Source organism: Elioraea sp. Yellowstone, from assembly GCF_006704265.1.
Lineage (GTDB): Bacteria > Pseudomonadota > Alphaproteobacteria > Acetobacterales > Acetobacteraceae > Elioraea.
Genome location: NZ_VIKA01000028.1, coordinates 1 through 23,907 on the forward strand (window position 1 = coordinate 1; position 23,907 = coordinate 23,907).

The following is a 23,907-nucleotide window of genomic DNA, read 5'->3' on the forward strand; positions in this document are numbered from 1 at the left end:
CGCCTGCCCCGCCGCCCGCCGCGGCGGCGCCGGAGCCTGCGCGCACCCTGTTCACGCCGCTCGAGAGCGAGACCCGCGCGCCGGTGCCGCCCGCACCGCCCCCCCAGACGGCGCCGAGCGGCGGCGGGCGGGGGCTGTTCCAGCGCGTCACCCGCCTCATCGGTGGCGGCGAAGCGGAACCGGGAAGCACGACCGCGAGGACGCAGACCTCGGCGCGGGCGGAGCCGATCCTGACGCCGCTCGCCGAACCGGTGCCGCGCGCGACACCGCGGCACGCTCCGGCGGCCGACGAAGCCGGGCTCGACATTCCGGCCTTCCTGCGTCGCCAGGCGAACTGAGACGTTCCGGACGCGGTCCGCAGCTCCGGCGGAGCTGCGGACCGAATCGTTCCGGCAATCGTCTCGACCGCGCCTTCGGCTGGGCAAAAATGTGGAAAAATCAGGGCAGTGCCCTGATACACGGAGAAACGAAGCTTGACTTGAGGGGAGGCGGTCGGGCGCATAGGGTGCGTCCGTGTTGCGGTGCGGAGATCTCCCCGCCGTGCCGTCTGGAGAGTCCATCCACGTGCAGATCACCCCACAGGACTGGATGACGGAGGCCTCGCTGCCCGTGCAGCGCACGCTCCGGGCGCCGATCGGCTGCACCGGGGTCGGGCTGCATTCGGGCCGCAAGGTCGCACTGACGCTCCGCCCGGCGGCGGAGAACAGCGGCATCGTCGTGGTGCGCACGGATCTCCCGGGCGGGCCGGTCGCGATCCCCGCGCGCTGGGATCATGTCGTCGACACGCGGCGCTGCACCGTGCTCGGCCATGCCGGCCGGCCGGAGACGCATGTCGGCACGGTCGAGCATCTCCTCGCCGCGCTCGCCGGCAGCGGCATCGACAATGCCGTGATCGAGGTCGACGGCCCGGAGATCCCGGTGATGGACGGCTCGGCCGCGCCCTTCGTGTTCCTGATCGAGTGCGCCGGCGTGGCGGTGCAGGAGGCGCCGCGCCGGGTGATCGAGATCCTCCGCCCCGTGCGCGTCGAGGAGGGCGACGCCGCGATCGCGCTGCTGCCCGACCCCTCGCCCTGGCTCGGCCTCGAGATGGAGATCGAGTTCGCCTCGGCCGCGATCCGGCGCCAGTCGCGCTCGGTGCGGCTCGCGCCCGGCGTGTTCAAGGCCGAGCTCGCCCGCGCGCGCACCTTCGGCTTCGTCGAGGAGATCGAGGCACTGCGCGAGGCAGGGCTCGCGCGCGGCGGCAGCCTCGCCAATGCGGTGGTGCTGCGCGGCGCCACCGTGCTGAACGCCGGCGGGCTGCGCTACGCCGACGAGTTCGTGCGCCACAAGCTGCTCGACGCGGTGGGCGACCTTGCGCTCGCCGGGCATCGGCTGCGCGGCAAGGTGGTCGCCCGGCGCGCCGGCCACCGGCTGAACAACCGTCTGCTGCAGGCCCTGTTCACCGATCCGGGAAGCCATCGCATCGTCGACGCCCTGCCCTCCGCCTCGGTGCGCGACGGCGCCTCCGCGCCGCTCGCCGCTGCGGCGGCCGCGCCGGTCTGATCCGCCGCGAAGGGCGGCCCGCCCGCTCTCGACGCCCGCGCCGCGGTGGTATAAGCGGCTCAGCGTGATCCAGGGACTGCCCTCCGCGCCGATGCCGCGCCGCCATCCCCTCGCCGCCCTGCTGCTCGCCCTGCTGCTCGTCGCCGCCTGCGGCGGCGGCCGGGAGAGTGCGGAGGATGCGCTGATCACGCGCGACCGGCCGGTGGAGGCGATCTACAACGACGCGGCCGACGCGCTCGAGGCGCAGGAATACGGCCGCGCCGTGCGCCTGTTCGACGAGGTCGAGCGCCAGCACCCCTACTCGTCCTGGGCCGTGAACGCCAAGCTCATGGCGGCCTATGCCGAGTACATGCGCAACAATTACACCGAGGCGATCGCGGCGCTTGACCGCTTCATCCGCCTGCATCCCGCCAACCCGAACATCGCCTACGCCTACTATCTGCGCGCGCTCTCCTACTACGAGCAGATCGCCGACGTGGAGCGCGACCAGCGCCTCACCCAGCAGGCGCTCGCAGCGCTGACCGAGGTGGTGAACCGCTTCCCCGACACGCCCTATGGCCGCGACGCGCGGCTGAAGATCGACCTCGCACGCGACCACCTCGCCGGCAAGGAGATGGTGATCGGGCGGTGGTACCAGCGGCGCAACCTCTACCTCGCCGCGCTCAACCGCTTCCGCCGCGTGGTCGAGGAGTTCCAGACCACCAACCACGTCGCCGAGGCGCTGCACCGCATGACCGAGTGCTATCTGGCCCTCGGCCTGACCGAGGAGGCACGCCGCACGGCGGCGGTGCTCGGCCACAACTTCCCCGGCTCGCCCTGGTACCAGGACAGCTACGCCCTGCTGGTGCCCGGCGCCGAACCGGCGGAGCGCGACCGCCCCGGCTGGCTCTCCCGCTGGTGGGCGGCGATCTTCTGACCGCGCGAACGGCGGCTGGGCGCGCATGCTGGTCGCTGTCTCGATCCGCGACGTGGTGCTGATCGACCGGCTCGATCTCTCCCTCGGCCCAGGACTGACGGTGCTGACCGGAGAGACGGGCGCCGGCAAGTCGATCCTGCTCGACAGCCTCGGGCTTGCGCTCGGCGCGCGTGCCGATGCCGGACTGGTGCGCGCCGGCGCCGCCCACGCCGTGGTGACCGCCGCCTTCGAGCCGCCGCCCGGCCACGCCTCCGCTTCCCTGCTCGCCGAGCACGGCCTTCCCGCCGAGACGCCGCTGACGCTGCGGCGCATCGTCCAGGCCGACGGGCGCAGCCGCGCCTTCGTCAACGACGCGCCGGTGAGCGTCGCGCTCCTGCGCCGGCTCGGCGAGACGCTCGTCGAGGTGGAGGGCCAGTTCGCGCAGGTCGGACTCGCCGATGCGGCGACCCATCTCGGCCTGCTCGACGCCTTCGCCGGACTCGAGGCCGAGCGCGCGCGCCTCGCCGGCGCCTACGCCGCCTGGCGTGCGGCAGAGCGCGCGCGCGCCGAGGCCGAGGCCGCGATCGCCGCCGCCAGGCGGGAGGAGGACTGGCTGCGCCACGCGGCGGCCGAGCTCGAGAAGCTGGGGCCGGCACCTGACGAGGAGGCCGAGCTCGACGCGCTGCGCCGGCGCATGCAGCGGACCGAGAAGCGGGCGGAGGCGCTCGCGGCCGCGCGCGACGAGCTTGCGCGCCATCGCGGCGTGGCCTTCGCGCTGCGCAGCGCCGTGCGCGCGCTCGAGCGCCTCAAGCCGGGCGAGGACATCGCCCCCGTGCTCGCCGCCCTCGGCGCCGCGCAGGACAGCGTCGCCGAGGCCGAGACGATGCTGGAGCGCCTGCTCGCTGATGCCGCGCCCGATCCGCGCGCGCTCGAGGAGGCGGAAGCGCGGCTGTTCGCGCTGCGTGCGGCGGCGCGCAAGCACCAGACCTCGGTCGCCGAGCTGCCCGCACTGCTCGGCGCGATGAAGGAACGGCTCGCCGCGCTCGATGCGGGCGAGGACCGGCTCGCCGGCCTTGCCGCCACAGCCGAAGCCGCGCGCACGAGCTATTGCACGGCGGCGCGCGCGCTCTCGGCAGCGCGGCGCGAGGCGGCGGAGCGGCTGGATCGCGCGGTGATGAAGGAGCTGCCGCCGCTTCGGCTCGAGAAGGCGCGATTCACCACCGAGATCGTCGCGCGCGACGAGGCGGAGTGGGGCCCGGACGGCGCGGATCGCGTGCAGTTCCTGGTGGCGATGAATCCCGGTCAGCCGCCTGCGCCGCTCGCCCGCTCGGCCTCGGGCGGCGAGCTCGCGCGGCTGATGCTGGCGCTGAAGGTGGTGCTGGCGAAGGGCAGCACCGTGCCGACGCTGGTGTTCGACGAGGTCGATGCCGGCATCGGCGGCGCCACCGCCGCAGCCGTCGGCGAGCGGCTCGCGCGGCTGGCGCGCGGGCTGCAGGTGCTGGTGGTGACGCATTCGCCGCAGGTCGCGGCCAAGGGCGCGGGCCATTGGCGCGTCACCAAGGCGGCGATGAGGGGTACGACCGTGACGCGTGTCGAGATGCTGGACGCAGAGGCGCGGCGCGAGGAGATCGCGCGCATGCTCGCGGGCAGCCGCATCACCGAGGCGGCGCGTGCGGCCGCCGCCGATCTGCTCGCGGGGGTGTCGTGAGCGCGCCGCGCCGCAAGCCGGTCGAGGCGCTCAGCGAGGAGGAGGCGGCCGAGGAGCTTGCGGCGCTGGCCGCCGAGATCGCGCATCACCGCGACCTCTACTACCGCAAGGACGCGCCGGCGATCTCGGACGCGGAGTACGACGCGCTGGAGGCGCGCAACGCCGCGATCGAGGCGCGCTTCCCCGCGCTGGTGCGTGCCGACAGTCCCTCGCTGCGGGTCGGCGCCGCGCCCTCCGAGGCCTTCGCCAAGCTCCGCCACGGCGAACCGATGCTCTCGCTCGACAACGTGTTCGACGCGGGCGAGTTCGCAGAGTTCTGCGCACGCATCCGCCGCTTCCTGCGCCTGGACGCCGACGAGCCCCTGCGCTTCGTCGGCGAGCCGAAGATCGACGGCCTCTCCATCAACCTCGTCTACGAGGACGGCGTGTTCGTGCGCGGGGCGACGCGCGGCGACGGGATCGAGGGCGAGGACGTGACGGCGAACCTGCGCACCATCGCCGACCTGCCGCAGCGCCTGAAGGGACGGTTCCCCGCGCGCATCGAGGTGCGCGGCGAGGTCTACATGGAGAAGGCCGACTTCCTCGCCTTCCGCGAGGCCCAGGCGAAGGCCGCCGCGGAGCGGGAGGCGCGGCGCCAGCGCGGCGAGAAGCTCGGCGAGGCGGTGGTGATCCCGGCCAATCCGCGCAACGCCGCCGCCGGCTCGGTGCGCCAGCTCGACCCGCGTGTCACCGCTGCGCGCCCGCTCAAGCTGATCGCCTATGCGATGGGCGCCGCCAGCGAGGCGCCGGCGCAGACGCACTGGGAGTATCTCGCCCGCCTCGCCGAATGGGGCTTCCGCACCAACCCGCTCTCGCGCCTGGTCGCGAGCGAGGCGGAGGCGGAGGCGTTCCAGGCCGAGATGGCGGAAAGGCGGGCGAGCCTCGCCTACGACATCGACGGCGTGGTCTACAAGCTCGACCGGCTGGACTGGCAGGCGCGGCTCGGCTTCGTCGGCCGCGCGCCGCGCTGGGCGGTGGCATGGAAGTTCCCGGCCGAGCGGGCGACCACGAGACTGCTCGCGATCGAGATCCAGGTCGGCCGCACGGGCGCGCTCACGCCGCGCGCCGTGATGGAGCCGGTGAACGTGGGCGGCGTGGTGGTACGCCACGCGACGCTGCACAACGAGGACGAGATCGCCCGCAAGGACATCCGCATCGGCGACACGGTGATCATCCAGCGCGCCGGCGACGTGATCCCGCAGATCGTCGGTGTGGTGAAGGAGAAGCGGCCGAAGGGGGCCGAACCCTATGTCTTCCCCACCGCCTGCCCGGTCTGCGGCAGCCACGCGGTGCGCCCCGAGGGCGAGGTGGTGCGCCGCTGCACCGGCGGGCTGACCTGCCCCGCCCAGACGGTGGAGCGGCTGAAGCACTTCGCCTCGCGCCGCGCGATGGACATCGAGGGGCTGGGCGAGGAGAACATCGAGCAGCTGTTCCGCGAGGGCCTGGTGAAGAGCCCCGCCGACATCTTCCGCCTGCACCGCCACGCGGAGACGATGCGGCACTGGGAGGGCTGGGGCGAACGCAAGATCGCCAAGCTGCTCGAGGCGATCGAGGCGCGCCGGCGCGTCCCCCTCGATCGCTTCATCTTCGCCCTCGGCATCCGCCGCATCGGCGAGGCGAACGCGAGGCTGCTCGCGCGCCACTACCACACGGTCGAGGCCTGGCGGGAGAGGATGATCGCCGCGCGCATTGCGGGTTCGGAGGCGCGCGAGGAGCTCGGTTCGATCCAGGGGATCGGGCCCGCGATCGCCGAGGAGCTCGTGGAGTTCTTCGCCGAGCCGCGCAACCGCGCCGCCCTCGACGATCTCCTCCGCGAGGTGACGCCCGAACCGGTCGCCGTCGAGGCCGCGGGCGACAGCCCCTTCGCGGGCAGGACGGTGGTCTTCACCGGCACGCTCGCGACGATGACGCGCGACGAGGCCGAGGCGATGGCCGAACGGCTCGGCGCCAAGGTGACGAAGAGCGTGTCGAGGAAGACCGACTTCGTCATCGTCGGCGCGGATGCCGGCTCGAAGGCGACCAGGGCGGCCGAGCTCGGCGTGCGCACCCTGAGCGAGGCCGAGTGGCGCGCGATGGCGGGGATCGGATGATGGCGCAGGACGCGACCGGCTACGTGGCCTCGGGCGATCCGGCCTCGATGGCCGCGCTCGACGCCTTCGCCGAGGACTTCCTCGGCTACCGCGCCGAGATCGGCCGGATCGTCGCGGCGGCGGAGGCCGACCCGTCCTGCGCGCTCGCCAATGCCTGGGCGGCGGCGCTCTGGATGCTGACCGAGACGCAGAAGGGCCGCGCACGGGCCGGGCGCTATCTCGCGCGCGCCGAGGCGGCGGCCGCGACCGAGCGCGAGCGTCTCGCGGTGGCCCATGCGCGCGCCTGGGCGACTGGCGACAGCGTCGCGGCGCTTGCAGCCTGCGAACGGAGTGCCGAGGATTTCCCGCGCGATCTCGTGGCGGTGAAGTTCGGCACCTATCACGCGCTGAACCGCGGCGACGCGCCGGCGCTGCTGCGCCTGCCCGCGCGCGTGGCGGAGGCGAACGGCGAGGTCGCCTTCCTGCACGGCATGCTCGCCTTCGGCCACGAGCAGTGCCACGCGCTCGGGGCCGCGGAGGCGAGCGCGCGTCGGGCGATGGAGCTGCGCGCCGACGAGGTGTGGGCGCATCACGCGCTCGCGCATGTCCTGCTGACGACCGACCGCGCCGACGAGGGGATCGAGACGTTCCGCGGCCTCGCGCCGCACTGGGAGGGGCGCAACCCCTTCATCGTCACGCACAACTGGTGGCACTACTGCCTGTTCCTGCTCGACCGGGACCGCGCCGACGAGGCGCTGGCGCTGTACGACAGGCGCGTCTGGGCCCTGGAGAAGTCCTGGGGCCAGATCCAGGCCGGCGCGGTGGCGCTGCTGGCGCGGCTCGAGCTGCTCGGCGTCGATGTCGGCGATCGCTGGGCGGCGCTCGCGCCGCACCTCGCCACGCCCGCGCAGCGCCATGTCGAGCCCTTCATCGACCTGCATCTCGTCTATGGCCTCGCGCGCGCCGGGGACCCCGCGGCGGACGAGGTGCTGGACGGCATCGCCGCGACCGCCGCCGCCGCCCATCCGGCGACCCGGGCCGCCTGGGCCGAGGTCGCGCTGCCGGCGGCACGGGCGCTCGCGGCCCATGCGCGCGGCGACGCCGAGGCCTGTATGCGCGACCTCTCGCCCACCCTGCCGCGGATGCACGAGATCGGCGGCAGCCATGCCCAGCGCGACCTGTTCGACCAGATCCTGATCGACGCGCTGCTGCGGAGCGGCCGGCTCGCGCAGGCCCAGCGCATGCTGGCGCTGCGCCATGCCTTCAACCCGCGCGTCCCGGCAACCAAGCGGCTGCTCGACCGCGTGCTCGCGGCCGCGAAGGTGCCGCGCCATCACGGCGGCTGATCGGTCGCATCACGCTTCCGCGCGGGCGTTCGCCGTTCGTTTCGGTTATGGTCCTGCCATGCCGATCGATCCGGGCCTGCTCGTCGCCTATCTCGCTGCCTGCGCCGTGATGGTGGTGGTGCCCGGCCCCGACACCGCCTTCGTGCTCGGTCAGACGCTCGCGCGCGGACGCCGTGCCGGCTGGGCCGCGACCTGCGGTATCTACGCCGGCGCCTCGGTGCACATCGCGCTCGCCGCAGCCGGCGTCTCGGCCGTGGTGGCGGCCTCGCCCGCGCTGTTCGACGCGCTCAGGCTGGCGGGCGCGGCCTATCTGCTCTGGCTCGGCATCGGCGCGCTGCGCGCCGCCTTCGGCCATGCGGATCCGGACCTGCGCGCGGCCCCGCCGGCGCGGCGCGCCTTCCTGCACGGCATGCTGACCAACCTGTTCAATCCGAAGGTGACGATGTTCTTCCTCGCCTTCCTGCCGCAGTTCGTCGATCCGGCACGCGGGCCGGTATGGCTGCAGATGCTGCTGCTCGGCCCGGTGCTGCCGCTGCTCTCCGTGCCGTTCTTCGCGGTGGTGATCGCGGCTGCCGACCGGGTGGCGGCGCGCGTCGCCGCCGGCACCGGCGCGCGCTGGCTGAACGGCGCTGTGGGCGCGCTGTTCGTCGGCCTCGCCGCGCGGCTGGCGCTCGTCCGCTGATCACAGCGGCCGGCAGGCGGCCGCGAGCCACATCCGGTCGGCAGGGTCGAGCAGCGGCCCGACCTCGTGCGCGACGCGCGCGTGGTAGGTGTCGATCCAGGACCGTTCCGATACCGTCAGGAGGTCGGGGTCGATCAGCCGCCGGTCGAACGGCGCGAGGGTGAGCGTCTCGAAACCGAGGAAGGGCTTGGCCGCGCCCGGGAACGGGGCATCCACGACCAGCAGCAGGTTCTCGAGCCGGATGCCCCAGCGCCCGGGCGCGTAGAACCCGGGTTCGTTGGAGAGGATCATGCCGGGGGCCAGGGGGATCGGCAGTGCGGCGCGCGACAGCCCGGTCGGTCCCTCATGCACCGAGAGATACGAGCCGACGCCGTGGCCGGTGCCGTGGTCGTAGTCGAGGCCCACGTCCCAGAGCGCGCGCCGTGCCATGGTCTCGACGTGCGGTCCGGCGACCCCTTTCGGCCAGCGCAGCGTGGCGATCGCGATGTGGCCCTTCAGCACGCGCGTGAAGCGGTCGCGCATCTCGGCCAGCTCGCCCGCCGTCTCGCCGATCAGCACGGTGCGCGTGACGTCGGTGGTGCCGTCGAGATACTGGGCGCCGCTGTCGATCAGGTAGAGCTCGCCCGGGGCGAGCGGACGGTTGGTGGCCTCGCTCGCGCGGTAGTGGATGATCGCGCCGTTCGGCCCCGCGCCGCTGATCGCGGGGAAGGATTCGCCGCGGAACCGCTCGCCTTCCGCGCGCAAGGCGCGCAGCCGCTCGGCCGCCGCGATCTCGGTGATGCCACCCTCGGGGGCAGCGCGCTCGAGCCAGGCGAGGAAGCGGCAGACCGCCACCGCATCGCGTCGATGGGCCGCGCGCGCGCCCGCCTGCTCGACCGTGTTCTTGATCGCCTTGGGCAGCGCCACCGGGTCGGACTCGGCGATCACGCGGGCGCCCGACGCGCGCAGCCGCTCGGCGAACCACACCGGGGCCGTGCGCGGATCGACCAGCACCGCCGCGCGCGCCGCGCCGAGGCGGTCGAGCGCAGGGGCAAGAGCCGCGCGCGGCTCGACCGTGACGCCGTTGCCGAGATGGGCGCGCGTCGCCGGGTCGATGCGGGCGGGATCGAGGAACAGGGTCACTTGGCCGTCGGTGCCGAGGAGGACGAAGGCGAGCGCCACTGGATTGTAGGGCACGTCGTCGCCGCGGATGTTGAGCAGCCAGGCGATGCTATCGGGCGCGGTCAGCACGGCTGCGGCCGCGCCGGCCCTCGCAACCGCCTCGCCGATGCGGACCCGCTTGGCGGCGGCCTCCTCGCCCGAGAACACGGCCGAGTGAGGCACGACCGGACTCGCGGGCGCGGGGGGACGGTCGGTCCAGACCTCGTCCACGGGGTTGGGCTCCACCGGCACGAGCGCCGCCCCGGCCCCGTCGACCGCGCGACGGAGTTTCGCCAGCGCTTCCTCGGCATGCAGCCAGGGGTCGTAGCCGAGCCGGTCGCCCGGCTTGAGCGTCTGGGCGAGCCAGGCATCCGCCGGCTCGTCGATGGCGTGGCGCAGTTCGAACAGCGCCGCATCGACCTCGGCGCGGATCTGGAGCTGATAGCGGCCGTCGGTGAAGACGGCGGCGCGGTCGCCCAGCACGACCGCGAGCCCGGCCGAGCCGGTGAAGCCTGTGAGCCAGCGCAGCCGGTCGGCCGAGGCGGGGATGTACTCGTTCAGGTGCTCGTCGGCGCGCGGCACCAGCAGGCCGGAGAGGCCACGGCGCTTCAGGGCAGCGCGCAGGTCGGCAAGACGACGGTCGAGTTTCACGTATGTTTCATAGCTCCCAAGAATTCATGCGCCGAACGCATGACGGACCACGGATGTTCTCGCATGTTGCGTGGGGCGAGACAGCCTATGTTGCACCTGCGAAGAGCGAGGGACACAGCCCCGAGGCACCGGGCCCCGAGGCCGGAGTGGACCTCCGACGCAGACAGGACGCAAGACGATGGACGCCCGCATCACCAAGGAGGAGACCGCCCTTCTCCTGAACCTCAGCCTGCCCGGCCACGCGCAGCGCATCGAGGAGATCCGGCTGGCGGCGCTCCGCGCACGCGACGAGGCGATCGGCCGCGCGATCCGCGCCGCCGCGATCCGGTTCTTCCGGGCCCTGCGCAGCGCGGCGATCTTCATCGCGACCTTCCCCCAGCGGCGCGCTGTGTTCGAGCAGCTGAACGCGCTCTCGGACCGCGAGCTCGCCGATATCGGCCTGACCCGCGGGGATCTGGTGCACGTGTTCGACGAGGACTTCGTGCGCGCGCGGGAGGCCGCGGCCAGGGCGGCTGCCCTGCCGCCCGCCCGCACGCCCGTCGCCGCGAACAGCAACCGCGCGATGGCGGAGGCCGCCTGAGCCGCGCGACCGGCGCAGGATCGACCGATCGGGGGGCGGGGCCGGCGACGGCTCCGCCCCTCAGCGTTTGCGCAGCACCAGCGTCGCCCATCCGTCCACGACGATCTGCCGTTCCAGAACCATCCCCGCGCGGCGATGCGCGGCCAGCACCATGCGCGCCTGCGCCGGGTGGAAGCCCGACAGCACCGCGCGCCCGCCGCGGCGGAGGCTGCGCGCGGTGCGCATGGCCATGGCGCAGAGCGGGCGGGCGAAGATGTTGGCGAAGGCGAGCGCATAGGGTGCGTGGCGGCGGAGCGCGGGCGCGCGCCAGCCGTCACCGTGGACGAGACGCGCGAGGCGATGCAGCCGGTTCAGCCGCGCGTTCTCGGCCGCCACACGCGCCGCCCACGGGTCGAGCTCGACCCCGACCGCCGGCACGCGCCAGAGGGCGGCGGCGGCGAGCGCCAGCACGCCCGAGCCCGTGCCGATGTCGGCGACCGGGCCGCAGCGGCGCAGGCCCTCGAGCGCGATCAGGCAGCCGCGCGTGGTCGCGTGCTCGCCCGAGCCGAAGGCGAGTCCGGCATCGATCGTCAGCGCGATCCGCCCCGGCATCGTCGCCGCGGCGTCGTGCGTGCCGCGGATCAGCAAGCGCCGGCCGATCGGCTGCGGCGGGAAGGCATCGCGCGTGCGCGCGAGCCAGCCCTCGGCCTCGACCTCGCCGGTCGCGACCTCGGACGGCGCGACCCCTGACGCCGCGGCGGCGAGTGCCAGCGCCGTGTCGAGCTCCGCCCGCCGGGCGGGATCGCGCAGGATCCCCTCCACGGACCAGGTGTCGCCCCGCTCGTCGAGGCGCAGGAACGAGACCGCCTCGCAGACGGTCTCGAAGGCGGCGACGGTGGCGGGCACGGCGCGTTCCGGCACCGTGACGGAGAGCCGCGCCAGGACGCTCATCCACGCTCCAGGAAACGGTCGAGGATGCGCTTCACGCCCGTCGGGAAGGCGACGTCGAGCTTGTCGTCGTCCACGCCCTGCACCGTGCCGTAGCCGAACTTCTGGTGGAACACGCGGTCGCCGACCGCGAACCGGTCGACGCGCTCGGGACGCGGCGCGACCTCCCAGGCGCCGGCCTCGATCACGCGGCCGCGCCGCGCCCCGCCGAAGCCGGCGGCGGGGAACACCGAGGAGGCGGCGTGGGCGATGCGCCCGGCCACCGAAGGGGCGGTCGCGTGCGCGACATGCTCCTCCGGCAGTTCGGCGAGGAAGCGCGAGGGGATGCAGGACTGCCAGTTGGCGTAGATGCGCCGGTTCGCCGCCCAGGAGATGATCGCGCGGCGCCGCGCGCGCGTCAGCCCTACATAGGCGAGGCGCCGCTCCTCCTCCAGCGCCTTCGCGCCGCCCTCGTCGAGCGCGCGCTGGTTCGGGAACAGCCCCTCCTCCCATCCGGGCAGGAACACGGCGTCGAACTCCAGCCCCTTGGCCGCGTGCAGCGTCATCAGCGAGACCCGGTCGCCCTCGGCCGCCTCGTCGTTCTCCATCACCAGCGCCACGTGCTCGAGGAAGCCCGCGAGCGTCTCGAAATCAGCAAGCGCGCGGAGAAGCTCGCGCAGGTTGTCCAGCCGGCCCGGCGCCTCGGGCGAGCGGTCCTGGCGCCACATCTCCGTGTAGCCGGACTCGTCGAGCATCGCCGCCACGGTCGCGACATGGCCCTCGCGGTCGAGCATCGCGCGCCAGCGGGCGAAGTCGTGCAGGAGCTGGGCGAGCGCGGCGCGGGGCCGTCCCTTCAGCGCGTCGGACTGCGCCAAGCGCTCGGCCGCAAGCGCCAGCGGCACGGCCTCGCGCCGCGCCGCCTCGTGCAGCACCCGCATGGCCGCATCGCCGAGCCCCCGTTTCGGCACATTGACGATCCGCTCGAAGGCGAGATCGTCCGACGGCTGGTGCAGCACGCGCATATACGCCATGGCGTCGCGGATCTCGGCGCGCTCGTAGAAGCGCAGCCCACCGATCACGCGATAGGGAATGCCGAGCGTGATCATGCGCTCCTCGAAGGCGCGGGTCTGGAAGCCGGCACGCACGAGGATGGCGATCTCGGCGAGCGCATGGCCGTCACGCCGCAGCGCCTCGATGCGCGATCCCACCGCGCGCGCCTCCTCCTCGGAATCCCACAGCGCCAGCACCTCGACCTTCTCGCCCTCCGCGCTCGTGCCCGCGGGGCGCAGCGTCTTGCCGAGCCGGCCCTCGTTGTGTGCGATCAGGCCGGAGGCGGCGGCAAGGATCCGCGCGGTCGAGCGGTAGTTGCGCTCGAGCCGGACGATCTTCGCGCCCGGGAAGTCGCGCTCGAAGCGGAGGATGTTCTCGATCTCCGCGCCGCGCCAGGAATAGATCGACTGGTCGTCGTCGCCGACGCAGCAGATGTTGCGGTGCTTCTGCGCCAAGAGCCTGAGCCAGAGATACTGGATCAGGTTGGTGTCCTGGTACTCGTCCACCAGGATGTAGCGGAAGCGCCGGTGCGCCTCCTCCAGCACGTCGGGCTCGCGCTTGAGAAGTTCCGTGACGTGCAGCAGCAGGTCACCGAAATCGGCGGCGTTCAGCGTGATCAGCCGGTGCTGGTAGGCGGCGTAGAGGTCGCGTCCGCGGCCGCCGGCGAAGCCGCTGTCCTCGGCCGGGGTGACGGCGGCGGGGGTGAGCGCGCGGTCCTTCCAGCGCTGGATCTCGGCCAGCATCCCCGGTGCTGGCCAGCGCTTGGTGTCGATCCGCTCCGCCTCCATCACCTGCTTGAGGAGGCGGAGCTGGTCGTCGGTGTCGAGGATGGTGAAATTCGATCTGAGACCGACCCGTTCGGCGTGACGGCGCAGCAGGCGCGCGCAGAGCGCGTGGAAGGTGCCGAGCCAGAGCCCCTCGACGGGTCGGCCGATCATCGCGGCGATGCGCTCGCGCATCTCGCGCGCGGCCTTGTTGGTGAAGGTGACCGCCAGCACCTGGCCGGGATGGGCGCGGCCCGTCAGCAGCAGGTGCGCGAAGCGCGTGGTCAGCACGCGGGTCTTGCCGGTGCCGGCGCCGGCGAGCACCAGCAGCGGACCGTCCAGCGTCTCCACCGCCTCGCGCTGCTCTGGGTTCAGCCGCGCGAGATAGGGATAGGATTCGGCGATGGCGGTCCCACCGGTCATGGGCCGAAGACCTCGCTCAAGCCTCGCTGCATTGCGATGCGGCGGGCGCTCCTCAAGAGCACGCCACGACCGATATGGGAAGACCGATCAGCACCAGGGGACGGGGGTTGCCGACACCACGCCGAATGCGCTCCTCGAGCTTGCGCCAGTGCGTCGTCGCCTCGCCGATCTTGTCCGAGACGAGCACGTGCGCGACCGCATCCCGGAAGCCTGCGGTCAGCCCGAGCCCTGATCGCATCGCGTTGCCGATCGGTCGGCTTGTATCCGAAAGCGGCGAGCACGCCGCTCGCATTGATATCGTTCCGTTCCAGAAGATCCCGCACCAGTGCGGACAATCCATCGCGAAGCGATCGGCCACGTGTGTCGATGATGCCGACCGAGATGGCACCATCCGCATGCAGGCGCTGGAAGTGCTCGAGATCACGGTCGAAGAATGGGTCCTTGCTGTTCCATTCGATCTCCAGCGCGATGCGACCGCCGCCGTCGAACGAACGGACATGATCGACTTCGTGCGGCCTGCTCTGAGCTGGAACACCGTCGATTCGCTTCTCGACATCGAAGCGATGCTTTCTCCAGCCGACCGCGGTCGACACCCGACGCAACCGCTGGGTTCCCTTCGCCTCTCCGCCGCCGCCAGCGATCAACTCGGTCACCGGGATCACGACGCCCGAGAGAATCCGTTCAAGCTCCTTCGCTGCCTGGGGAAAGTCACGGATGACGATCGCTTCGACGTGCGCGCGATAGGCAAGATCGAATCCGCGCGCGGCACGAGTTGCGAAGGACGGATCATGCGCGGCCGACATGCGGAGTATGCTCTCAGTCGCTCCCGAACAGGCCATGCTGGCGTCGCTCGGCTGCCGAGTTATGCGCGTATCTCGCCCATCGCGGGGCGCAGTCGTCGGTCGCTTCGTTGCCCCAGACGGTCCAACCGTCGCGGACCCCGCGTGCGAACAGCTCGAGCCGCGGTCCCGGGCTGCACGCCTCGATGATCGGATAGATCTCGTCCGGCCTGCGGAAATACTCACGCTTGCGTGTGTCGATCAGATTGACCTGTCGGCGGCCCGCGGCGAGGGTCCGCGCATGGGGCCCGCGCGTGCCGAACAGCAGCAATTCCGTGACGTTGCGGAAATAGAACCCCACGCCTCTGCCGTCGGAGCCGCCGTCCTTGCGGATCTTGTGCCAGACGATGTTGGCCTTGTAGGTGCAGTCCCAGGCCGCCATGACAGCGAGGCCGTGGGAAAGCAGCGCGTTTGGCACCCACACATAGAGATGCGCGACAGGCGCCGCGAAGTCTGCCACCGGCAGGCTGGCGATTTCGGCGGCCGTCATGGTCCCGTAGCGCGACAGGCGCCGGTGTTCGAACGCCACCTTGCCGTTTCGGTTCTGGAACTGCCGCAGCGAATCGTCCAGGATGATACCGACCACTTGCCCCTCGGTCGCCGCGCGCAGATCGTCGGCGACTTCCGCCATCGTTCCTTTCCTCCCCGGCAGCGCCGGAAGCGTGATTCGGGATCTCCCGCACACTACGGCACGCCGGTCGGCGGCCGGGCAACCGCCGCGGGGCTGGGAAGGCCGGCAGCCCTGGGCTGCGCCCCCGTCAGCGGCAGACGCCGATCGAGCCCTCGCCGCAGACCTTGGTGCCGTCGATCCAGGTCGCGCCGGTGAGCTGCGCGCCGGTGAGATCGACGCCGGCGAGATTGGCCCCGGTGAGATCCGCGCCCTGCAGGTTGGCGTTGAAGAACCGCGCGAGGCGGAGATCGGCGTTGGTCAGCTTCGCCCCCCGCAGATCAGCGCGCGAGAAGTCGGCGCTGCGGAAATTGGCCTGCGACAGGTCGGCCTCGGTCAGGATCGCGGAGACGAAGCGCGCATCCGGCCCCTCGACCCCGACCAGCTTCGCCCGGGAGAGATCGCTCCGCTGCAGCGAGGTGTCGCGCAGGATGGCGCCGGTCAGGTCGGCCCCCTGGAAGTCGCGCCGATCGAGCAGGCAGCGGCGCCAGTCCACGCCGGGGCCGGCGGGATCGGAACACGAGGCGTGGGCGGGCACGGCGCCGAGCAGGAGCAGCGCCGCGACGAGGACGGGTAGCGCGGGCATGGCGGCCCCTATAGAACACGATGCTGTCCTCGCAAAGGCCCGATCGCCCTGTCGATGCTGCGCCGCGCCCTGGAATTCTGCGCCCATCGCGGCGCCCTCCTGCTGGCGCTCTCGATCTTCGTCGGCCTGTTCGTCCCACCGGTCGCGCGCGCCTTCCGCTTCATCATCACGCCGACCGTGGTCGGGCTGATGACGCTGGTGCTGCTGCGCGTCGATTTCCGCGCGGTCTTCGCCTATCTCCGGCGACCAGTGCTGGTGCTGTGGCTGATCGCCTGGCTGATGCTGATCTGCCCCGTGCTGGTCTGGGCCCTCGTGCGCCTCGCCGGATCCGGCGGGCCCCTGGCGACGGCGGTGGTGATCATGGCCACGGGCTGTGCGGCGACCTCGGCGCCGGCCTTCGCCCGCTTGGTGGGCCTCGACCCGCAGCTCTCGCTGGTGGCTTCCGTGCTCTCGACGCTGGTGGTCCCCTTCACCGCGCCACCGCTGGCACTCGGCCTGCTGGGCGTGGCTCTGCCGCTGACGATCGGCGGACTGTCGGCGCGGCTCGCGCTGGTGGTGGGCCTGCCGCTGCTGATCAGCCTGGCCGTGCGGCGCATCGCCGGGGAGTCGCGGCTCGCGCCCTACGGCCGGGCGCTCGACGGGGCGGCGGTGCTGCTCGTCTCGCTCTACGGGCTCGGCGTGATGGACGGCATCCTCGCCGCGCTGATCGCACGGCCGGGCTACGTGCTGGGCGCGATCGCGGTCGCCTTCCTCGGCAACTACGGGCTGAATGCGGCGACCACCCTGGCTTTTCTTCCGTTCGGGCAACGGATCGCGCTTGCCACGGGCCTGCTCTCGGGCAACCGCAACATGGCGCTCTACCTCGCGGTGATGCCGCCCGAGACCGGCTTCGACGTGCTGATCTTCTTCGCGCTCTGCCAGTTCCCGCTGTTCCTGAGCCCGTTCCTGCTGAAGCCGATCTATCTCCGGCTGGTGGCGCGCGCCTGAACGGTCAGCCCTGTTGCGCCAACACCGCGGCCACGCCGACGGTGGCGCGCAAGGTGGCGGCGATCAGGGCAGCGGTGTCGGCATCGAGTTCGGCGGTGACGCTGACGCGCAGGCTGCCTGCCTCCTCCGCCGCCTCGAAGCGGCGCGGCACCAGCCCGCGCTTGGCGAAGGGCTCGATCAGGCGGGGCAGCAGGCCGGGCTCGGCGGCACCGAGCACGGTGAAACGCCTCAGACGTGCGGCGTCGTCGGCAAGCAGGTTGGGGTCGAGGGCGGACACGGGATGATCCTGCGGCTGGCGGTGGCGGCGACGAGCGACCCGGCCCCCGAAGCGGGGACCGGGCGGCGAATTCGCTCCAAGCCGAGGATCGGCACCGATCGCATCATCGCGGCAGGATCACCCGGGTCGCGGGCGGTGTCGAGCCCCCGTCACGGCGGCATGCTGCACTGCCGCAGATTGCCCCGGGCAAAGCCCGGGCGTATGGTGCCGGCCTCATTCGAAGCCCTGGGCGCGAGCGCGCCCCGCGCAATGCGGGAACCCTGCCATGAACGAGATGTCGAAGCCCGCCACGCAGACGGTCACGCTGACGGTCGACGGCACCAACCGCTCCACCAGCCTGCCGGTCCTGTCGGGCACGATCGGGCCGGCGGTGGTGGACATCCGCAAGCTCTACGCCGATCTCGGGGTGTTCACCTATGACCCGGGCTATGGCGGCACGGCCGCCTGCGAGAGCAAGATCACCTACATCGACGGCGATCAGGGGATCCTGCTCCACCGCGGCTACCCGATCGAGCAGCTCGCCGAGAAGTGCACCTTCCTCGAGGTCGCGCATCTGCTGCTCTACGGCGAGCTGCCGAACCGGGCGCAGTTCGAGACCTTCTCGCGCGGCGTCACCCGCCATACGATGATCCACGAGCAGCTGCGCCGGTTCTTCGACGGCTTCCGCCGCGACGCCCATCCGATGGCGGTGATGACGGCGGTGGTGGGCGCGATGAGCGCGTTCTACCACGACAGCCTCGACATCAACGATCCGCACCATCGCGAGATCTCGGCCTACCGGCTGATCGCCAAGGTGCCGACCATCGCGGCATGGGCCTACAAGTACTCGATCGGCCAGCCCTTCATGTATCCGCGCAACGACCTCGGCTACGCCGAGAACTTCCTCTACATGCTGAACGCGGTGCCGGCGGAGGAATGGGTGAACAGCCCGATCCTGTCGCGCGCGATGGACCGCATCCTGATCCTGCATGCCGACCACGAGCAGAACGCCTCCACCTCGACGGTGCGGCTCGCCGGATCGACAGGGGCCAATCCCTTCGCCTGCATCGCCGCCGGCATCGCCTCGCTCTGGGGGCCGGCGCACGGCGGCGCGAACGAGGCGGTGCTGAAGATGCTGGCCGAGATCGGCAGCGTGAAGAACATCCCCGACTTCATCGCCAAGGTGAAGGACAAGAACAGCAACGTGCGGCTGATGGGGTTCGGCCACCGCGTCTACAAGAACTACGATCCTCGTGCGAAGATCATCCAGCAGACCTGCCACGAGGTTCTGGGCGAGCTCGGCATCAAGGACGAGCCGCTGCTCGACATGGCTCTGGAGCTCGAGAAGATCGCGCTGAACGACGACTACTTCGTCAGCCGCAAGCTCTACCCGAATGTCGATTTCTATTCGGGGATCATCCTGAAGGCGATGGGCATCCCGACCAGTATGTTCACCGTGCTGTTCGCGGTGGCGCGCACCGTGGGCTGGATCAGCCAGTGGAAGGAGATGATCGAGGATCCCTCGCAGCGGATCGGCCGGCCGCGCCAGCTCTACACCGGCCCGACGCGGCGGGATGTGGTGCCGATGAGCGACCGGGGCTGACCGCCGCTCCGCCGGCTCCCCCGTGCTGCACGCGCCGCCCCTGGGCGGCGCGTCGCGTTTCGTAAGCTGGGATCGGCCGCACGCCGCAGGACTCATGCCCTGCACGGCGAACACGACTCAAGCCATGCAGCGACGACGTGTTCTTCTTGACGTGGACTCGCGTTTTTGGCGAGGATGATGTTGCTCTAGCGACTTGTTCACATATTCCCCAGGCCATTCCCAGGGCAGCCTTGCCGGACGGTCCCGAGGACCTGCCCGGTCGCGACCGGGCGAGGTATCGCCTTGATCGCGAAGGAGGAATCCTTCGGGCCGTATCGTGAAATTTCTATCAGAGGTTGATTCTTCCCCCTTGCACTTTCCTCACGGTTGTTCACAAACTGAGTACCGATGCAGTCAGTGTCCGTCTGAGGAGGCTGGACTCATGGAGCGGTACGCAAGCCTGGACGCACTCGTCCGCCAGCAGTTGCGCAAATGGCCGCAGCATCCCCCCGGTCTCTGGGCGCGCATGACCTCGCCGCCGCGGGTGCTCCGCGGCCGGCCGGCCGATGCCGCCGCTACCGTCTCACCCTTCCTGAAGATCCCGGGCACCGATCGGTTGAAGACCCTGCCCGATGGCATGTGGCTCCAGTTCGGCGGCACGCCTGAGGATCCGTGGTGCGACGTGGTCGCGGTCGAGGCGTGTTCCAGCTTCCAGAACCTGCTCGACAAGCGCAGCCGCTTCGCTCCCTCCACGCACTCGCTGCTGGCTGTCTGCCCGCTGCCATGGCTGCTCGCTCCCGCCACGGGCGAGGATGCCACGCCGCGCTGGCGGCTCACCGGCGTGCTGAAGACCGAACCCACGGCCGCGCTGACCCTGCCCGTGCGCGACATTCGCGTCCTCTACGGACTGAAGGAGAAGCACTACGAGCCCTTCGCACGCTCCCAGGTGCCGCACGCGCACGAGTTCTTCTGCCCGATGGGGGCGCTGACGGCTGAGCGCGGCTACGAGGCGCCGGCGATGCGCGCACTCATGATGCGCCTCACCGCGGCCGCCAACTTCTTCGGTCCGCCCGACGCCTCAGCCACCTGACGCCACGGGCGGCGGCAGCGCCATGCCGCGCCGCGCCATCACGGCGCGCAGCCGGTCAGGGTAGTCGGTGATGATCCCGTCCACGCCCCAGCCGATCAGCCGTTCCATGATCGCGGGATCGTTCACCGTCCATGGAATCACCACGAGGCCGAGGCGCTTCGCCTCGGCGATCTCTGTCTCGGCGAGGCCGCGGTGGTCGGGCGACCAGATGCGGCCGCCGGCCGCCTGCACGGTGCGCGGGATCGAACCGCCGAAGGCCGCGGGGTCGTGGCCGGCAAGCCAGATCGAGGGCCGGCCGTGGCGCGGCGAGACCGTGTCCGCCCCGCCATGGGCCGAGGTGAGGAAGGCAAGCGCGATCCCCGGCCTGTTCGCCTGGAACCATTTCAGCGTGCGCCAGTCGAAGGACTGCACGATCGCCCGATCCTCCACCGCCTCCGCCGCCAGAACTTGGGCGAGCCGCTCCGCCATCTCCTCCGCCGGCACTGTCCGATCCGGCCGGTCGGGGAACACCTTGGTCTCGATGTTGAACCGCACGCCGTTCGCGCCCAGCCGCCGCGTCAGCCCGATCACCTCGGCGAGCGTGGGAACGCGTTCGCCGTCCACCGCCTCCTGTGCGGGATAGAGCGAGGCGTAGCGGCTGCCGGGCCGGATGCGGCCGACATCGTGGCGGCGGAGCGCCTCGAGCGTCAGCGAGCGGATCAGCGGACCCGGTGCCTCGAGCCAGCGCCCGTCCCGGCCCCGGGTGATGTCGGGATTCAGCGCCGGATCGTGGCTCACCACCACGACGCCGTCCGCGGTGACGGCGATGTCCATCTCGAGCGTGGTGACGCCGATCGCGAGGGCGCGCGCGAAGCCAGCCAAGGTGTTCTCCGGCGCCAGCCCGCGCGCGCCGCGATGCCCCTGCAGATCGAACGCCATGCCGCCCCCTCCGACCGACAGCCCGACCGCGAGGATCGTCGCGGCCAGGCTGCGCTGCACCGACATGGCTCTCCCCTTGGTCCCCTGCCGTCGCCTCGCGCATCGGATAGCGCATCCCGCGCGGCGTGACCACGCCCGGGCCCGGCCGGTCAGGCGAGCGCGCATGCCGCGCACGCCCATCGTCGCCGCGCGACGCGCCGCATCGGCAGCGCGGGGCCGCGGCCAGGCCGCCACGATCACGGCTGCGACACTGACCGGACAGGGCTGGACAGCGGGGCGTTGGCGGTCGTGGCCGCGGGCGGCTCGATCGCGGCACGCCGGCCTGCTTTGGGAGGATCCTCGGCATGAACCGGGGCGGCGACGCGCGGTCGTCGCCGTGCCATACAGCCGGGCGCCGCACGTGTGATGACCCCGATCGCCGATCCCTTGTTCTACCTGCTCGCCGTTCCGGCGCTGCTGCTCACGGGCATCAGCAAGAGCGGCTTCGCCTCGGGAGGCGGCAACCTCGCCGTGCCGGCGATGAGCCTGGTGATCGCGCCGCCTCAGGCGGCCGGGATCGTGCTGCCGATCCTGTGCGCGATGGATCTGTTCGGCGTCTGGGCCTATCGGCGCGCGTGGGACCGCCGCATCCTGGCGATCCTCGCTCCCGGGGCGCTGGTCGGCATCGCCCTCGGCGCCGTGGCCTTCGGTGCGCTCTCCGACCGCGCAGTGAAGGCGATGATCGGTGCGATCGCGATCGGCTTCGTCCTGCACGCGGCGCTGCACCGAAGGCTGGTGCGCGGCGGCAAGACGCCGGCGGGCGAGGCACCGCTCAAGGGACTGGTGTGCAGCGCGCTCTCGGGCTTCACCTCCACCCTGGCACATGCGGGCGGCCCGCCGCTCGCGGTCTATCTGCTGCCGCGACGGTTGCCGCGTCTGCGACTGAACGCGACGACGGTGGTGTTCTTCACCCTGGTCAACGCCGTCAAGCTGCTGCCCTATGCCCTGCTGGGCCAGCTGCACGGCGGCAACCTCGCGACCTCGGCGGTGCTGTTGCCGACCGCGCCGGTGGGCGTGCTGCTCGGCATCTGGCTGTCGCGACGCATCACCGACCGGATCTTCTATCGGGTGGTCTTCGCGCTGCTGCTGCTGACCGGCGTGAAACTCCTGCACGATGGGCTCGCCGGGTAGACCTGCCGAGGTCTGCCAGGACGAGGGTCCGGCGGATCAACCGCTGGGCTGCCCGCATGGTCGCGGAAGTCGGCCCGATCCGCAGCCGGCCCCGTCAGGGCACGCGGCTCGTCCGGACCGCCGCCCCGACCGGGGCGATCTCAGAGCAGGAGCAGCACCAGGAGCGCGGCCGCGAGGGCAGCGAAGGCGATCCCATTGAGCACCGGCACTGCCCGGTCGGGCACCCGGTCCAGCAGCCGCCGGGTCAATCCGGCCCGAAGCATGACACGTCGATCGCTCATCGCTCCATCCCCTCCTCACGGCGGAGGCGGGTGTCCGCCCACCGACGCTCAAAGGCCTAGCTGGACAGCACGTCAGAACGGGACGCACCGGCGCGCGGCGCGCCGGGAGCCGGGATCAGTCGCAGGCGCAGCCCGGCGTGGGCGCGGTGCTGCGGCGCACGACATGGTGGTCGATCCACTCGGCGACCAGGAGCCGGGCCTCGCTCACCGACGCCTCGGGATGGTGGATGCGATAGAGCGTCGTGCAGGCGCGGAAGGCCTCCGGATCGGCCGCGCCGTGCGCGCGCAGTTCGCGATAGGCGGCCACGACCGCGCGCTCGCACCGGCGGGCGATATGGCTGAAGTCCCGGCCCATCCGAACTCCTCCGGCCCAAGTTGCGAATCACTCGCAACTTGTGACGTCGGTTATAGCGGACCGGCCCTGTCCTCTTCAAGGGCGCGCACCGCCTCGGTACGACCATCGCGGTCGCGGCGATCTCCTGCCGTCACCCTGTGACAGTGGGGTGAAGGAACCGATCCGGTCGCCTCGGCCGGGTCAGCCGGCGGCGACCACCTCCGCGATTGCACGGCCGACATCCGCCGTGCCAGCCTGGCCGCCAAGGTCGCGCGTGCGCGGCCCCCGCTCCAGCACCGTCTCGATCGCCGCCACGATCGCATCGGCGGCAGCCCGCTCGCCCAGATGCTCGAGCATCATCGCTCCCGACCAGATCTGGCCGATCGGGTTCGCGATCCCCTTGCCGGCGATGTCGGGCGCGGAGCCGTGAACCGGTTCGAACATCGACGGGTAGCGCTTCTCGGGATCGATGTTCGCCGAAGGCGCGATGCCGATCGAGCCCGCCACCGCCGGGCCGAGGTCGGAGAGGATGTCGCCGAACAGGTTCGAGCCCACGACCACATCGAACCAGTCCGGATGCTGGACGAAATGCGCCGTCAGGATGTCGATATGGTACTGGTCCTGGCGGACATCCGGATAGTCCGCGCCGATCGCGGCGAAGCGCTCGTCCCAGTAGGGCATCGTGAAGGTGATGCCGTTCGACTTGGTGGCGCTGGTCAGGTGCTTTTTCGGCCGCGCGCGGGCGAGCTCGAAGGCATAGCGAATGATCCGGTCGACGCCGATCCGCGTGAACACGCTCTCCTGGATGACGAACTCGCGCTCGGTGCCCGCGAACATCCGCCCCCCCTGGGAGGAGTACTCGCCCTCGGTGTTCTCGCGCACGACGATGAAGTCGATGTCCGCGGGGCCGCGGTTCGCCAGCGGCGTCTTGGCCCCCGGCATCAGCCTGCAGGGGCGCAGGTTCACGTACTGGTCGAAGGTCCGGCGGATCGGGATCAGCAGGCCCCAGAGCGAGACGTGATCGGGCACACCCGGCCAGCCGACCGCGCCGAGGAAGATCGCATCGCTCTCGCGCAGCCGGTCAAGACCGTCCTGCGGCATCATCCGGCCGGTCTTCTGGTAGGTTTCGCAGGACCAGTCGTACTCTGTGAGCGCAAGGCCGAAGCCGAAGCGCCGTGCGGCCGCATCCAACACGCGCAGCCCCTCCGGAACGACCTCCTTCCCGATCCCGTCCCCGGGAATCACGGCCAGGCGGTAGGTGCGGTCGGGCATGGGACGATCCTCGCGGCATGGTCAGGGGGAGGGGGAGAGTGACGATGCGCCGGGGCCGGGTCAATCTGCCGAGCAGGAGGCCGAGCCATGCAGGACGAGGTGGCGATCCGGGCGCGGCTCTCGGCGGAGC

Annotated in this window: 22 protein-coding genes and 1 pseudogene; 12 read left to right on the forward strand and 11 right to left on the reverse strand. The window is 71.7% G+C overall.

Annotated features, from left to right (window positions below):
• From FK498_RS19720 to FK498_RS06365, 7 genes and pseudogenes are all read left to right on the forward strand, one after another.
• Positions 1 to 338 (forward strand): annotated as a pseudogene (locus FK498_RS19720) (cell division protein FtsZ); the annotation flags it as partial.
• A gap of 226 nt (positions 339 to 564) precedes the next feature.
• On the forward strand, positions 565 to 1,542 hold the full coding sequence (lpxC, locus tag FK498_RS06340; RefSeq protein WP_237560855.1) for a UDP-3-O-acyl-N-acetylglucosamine deacetylase: 978 nt from the start codon (positions 565 to 567) through the stop codon (positions 1,540 to 1,542).
• A gap of 91 nt (positions 1,543 to 1,633) precedes the next feature.
• Positions 1,634 to 2,458 (forward strand): outer membrane protein assembly factor BamD, encoded by an 825-nt coding sequence (locus FK498_RS06345; RefSeq protein ID WP_141852762.1) that lies wholly within the window; start codon positions 1,634 to 1,636, stop codon positions 2,456 to 2,458.
• Positions 2,459 to 2,483: 25 nt separating this feature from the next.
• Complete coding sequence (gene recN, locus FK498_RS06350; RefSeq protein WP_141852709.1) at positions 2,484 to 4,145, forward strand: DNA repair protein RecN; 1,662 nt, start codon at positions 2,484 to 2,486, stop codon at positions 4,143 to 4,145.
• Positions 4,142 to 6,274: an NAD-dependent DNA ligase LigA gene (gene ligA / locus FK498_RS06355; protein WP_141852711.1), complete on the forward strand. Its 2,133-nt coding sequence runs from the start codon at positions 4,142 to 4,144 to the stop codon at positions 6,272 to 6,274. The genes recN and ligA overlap by 4 nt, the downstream gene beginning before the upstream one ends.
• Positions 6,274 to 7,599, forward strand: a complete 1,326-nt coding sequence (locus FK498_RS06360; RefSeq protein WP_141852713.1) for a tetratricopeptide repeat protein — start codon at positions 6,274 to 6,276, stop codon at positions 7,597 to 7,599. The genes ligA and FK498_RS06360 overlap by 1 nt, the downstream gene beginning before the upstream one ends.
• Positions 7,600 to 7,657: 58 nt before the next feature.
• Positions 7,658 to 8,281, forward strand: a complete 624-nt coding sequence (locus FK498_RS06365; protein ID WP_141852715.1) for a LysE family translocator — start codon at positions 7,658 to 7,660, stop codon at positions 8,279 to 8,281.
• Here FK498_RS06365 and FK498_RS06370 read toward each other — a convergent pair whose 3' ends face one another.
• Positions 8,282 to 10,072 carry an aminopeptidase P family protein gene (locus tag FK498_RS06370; RefSeq protein WP_141852717.1) on the reverse strand — a complete coding sequence of 597 codons (1,791 nt, stop codon included), beginning with the start codon at positions 10,070 to 10,072 and terminating at the stop codon, positions 8,282 to 8,284.
• Between the two features lie 178 nt (positions 10,073 to 10,250).
• Between FK498_RS06370 and FK498_RS06375 the strand changes: the two genes are divergently transcribed.
• Positions 10,251 to 10,652: a DUF1127 domain-containing protein gene (locus FK498_RS06375; protein ID WP_141852719.1), complete on the forward strand. Its 402-nt coding sequence runs from the start codon at positions 10,251 to 10,253 to the stop codon at positions 10,650 to 10,652.
• A gap of 60 nt (positions 10,653 to 10,712) precedes the next feature.
• On the opposite strand, the gene FK498_RS06380 is transcribed toward FK498_RS06375, so the two are convergent.
• The 5 genes from FK498_RS06380 to FK498_RS06400 form a co-directional block, all read right to left on the reverse strand.
• Complete coding sequence (locus FK498_RS06380) at positions 10,713 to 11,582, reverse strand: 50S ribosomal protein L11 methyltransferase (RefSeq protein WP_141852721.1); 870 nt, start codon at positions 11,580 to 11,582, stop codon at positions 10,713 to 10,715.
• Positions 11,579 to 13,795 (reverse strand): ATP-dependent helicase, encoded by a 2,217-nt coding sequence (locus FK498_RS06385; protein WP_141852723.1) that lies wholly within the window; start codon positions 13,793 to 13,795, stop codon positions 11,579 to 11,581. The genes FK498_RS06380 and FK498_RS06385 overlap by 4 nt, the downstream gene beginning before the upstream one ends.
• Positions 13,792 to 14,598, reverse strand: a complete 807-nt coding sequence (locus FK498_RS06390) for a BglII/BstYI family type II restriction endonuclease (RefSeq protein ID WP_202614771.1) — start codon at positions 14,596 to 14,598, stop codon at positions 13,792 to 13,794. Before FK498_RS06390 ends, FK498_RS06385 begins: the two co-directional genes overlap by 4 nt.
• A 13-nt stretch (positions 14,599 to 14,611) precedes the next feature.
• Positions 14,612 to 15,265, reverse strand: coding sequence for an MT-A70 family methyltransferase (locus FK498_RS06395; protein WP_141852725.1), 654 nt, complete (start codon positions 15,263 to 15,265; stop codon positions 14,612 to 14,614).
• A 127-nt stretch (positions 15,266 to 15,392) separates the two neighbouring features.
• Positions 15,393 to 15,887, reverse strand: coding sequence for a pentapeptide repeat-containing protein (locus FK498_RS06400; protein WP_141852727.1), 495 nt, complete (start codon positions 15,885 to 15,887; stop codon positions 15,393 to 15,395).
• A 54-nt stretch (positions 15,888 to 15,941) separates the two neighbouring features.
• On the opposite strand from FK498_RS06400, the gene FK498_RS06405 reads away from it, so the two are divergent.
• Positions 15,942 to 16,874: a hypothetical protein gene (locus FK498_RS06405; RefSeq protein ID WP_141852729.1), complete on the forward strand. Its 933-nt coding sequence runs from the start codon at positions 15,942 to 15,944 to the stop codon at positions 16,872 to 16,874.
• 4 nt (positions 16,875 to 16,878) lie between these two features.
• Here FK498_RS06405 and FK498_RS06410 read toward each other — a convergent pair whose 3' ends face one another.
• Complete coding sequence (locus tag FK498_RS06410; protein ID WP_141852731.1) at positions 16,879 to 17,151, reverse strand: hypothetical protein; 273 nt, start codon at positions 17,149 to 17,151, stop codon at positions 16,879 to 16,881.
• A 274-nt stretch (positions 17,152 to 17,425) separates the two neighbouring features.
• On the opposite strand from FK498_RS06410, the gene gltA reads away from it, so the two are divergent.
• Both gltA and FK498_RS06420 read left to right on the forward strand, forming a co-directional pair.
• Positions 17,426 to 18,733: a citrate synthase gene (gltA, locus tag FK498_RS06415; RefSeq protein WP_370510883.1), complete on the forward strand. Its 1,308-nt coding sequence runs from the start codon at positions 17,426 to 17,428 to the stop codon at positions 18,731 to 18,733.
• Positions 18,734 to 19,154: 421 nt separating this feature from the next.
• The gene (locus FK498_RS06420; protein WP_141852735.1) at positions 19,155 to 19,802 is read left to right on the forward strand and encodes a hypothetical protein; all 648 of its coding nucleotides are present in this window, start codon (positions 19,155 to 19,157) and stop codon (positions 19,800 to 19,802) included.
• Here FK498_RS06420 and FK498_RS06425 read toward each other — a convergent pair.
• A complete protein-coding gene (locus FK498_RS06425) occupies positions 19,791 to 20,786 on the reverse strand; it encodes a glycerophosphodiester phosphodiesterase (protein WP_141852737.1) in 996 nt (331 codons plus the stop codon). The two genes, FK498_RS06420 and FK498_RS06425, sit on opposite strands and share 12 nt — an antisense overlap.
• 339 nt (positions 20,787 to 21,125) lie before the next feature.
• Between FK498_RS06425 and FK498_RS06430 the strand changes: the two genes are divergently transcribed.
• Positions 21,126 to 21,890, forward strand: a complete 765-nt coding sequence (locus FK498_RS06430) for a sulfite exporter TauE/SafE family protein (protein ID WP_141852739.1) — start codon at positions 21,126 to 21,128, stop codon at positions 21,888 to 21,890.
• 140 nt (positions 21,891 to 22,030) lie between these two features.
• Here FK498_RS06430 and FK498_RS19210 read toward each other — a convergent pair whose 3' ends face one another.
• From FK498_RS19210 to FK498_RS06440, 3 genes are all read right to left on the reverse strand, one after another.
• Positions 22,031 to 22,171 (reverse strand): hypothetical protein, encoded by a 141-nt coding sequence (locus FK498_RS19210; RefSeq protein ID WP_161988332.1) that lies wholly within the window; start codon positions 22,169 to 22,171, stop codon positions 22,031 to 22,033.
• 115 nt (positions 22,172 to 22,286) lie between these two features.
• Positions 22,287 to 22,526: a hypothetical protein gene (locus FK498_RS06435; RefSeq protein ID WP_141852741.1), complete on the reverse strand. Its 240-nt coding sequence runs from the start codon at positions 22,524 to 22,526 to the stop codon at positions 22,287 to 22,289.
• Positions 22,527 to 22,706: 180 nt separating this feature from the next.
• Entirely contained in the window at positions 22,707 to 23,777 is a 1,071-nt protein-coding gene (locus FK498_RS06440) for a tartrate dehydrogenase (protein ID WP_141852743.1), read from the reverse strand.
• Positions 23,778 to 23,907 lie beyond the last annotated feature (130 nt).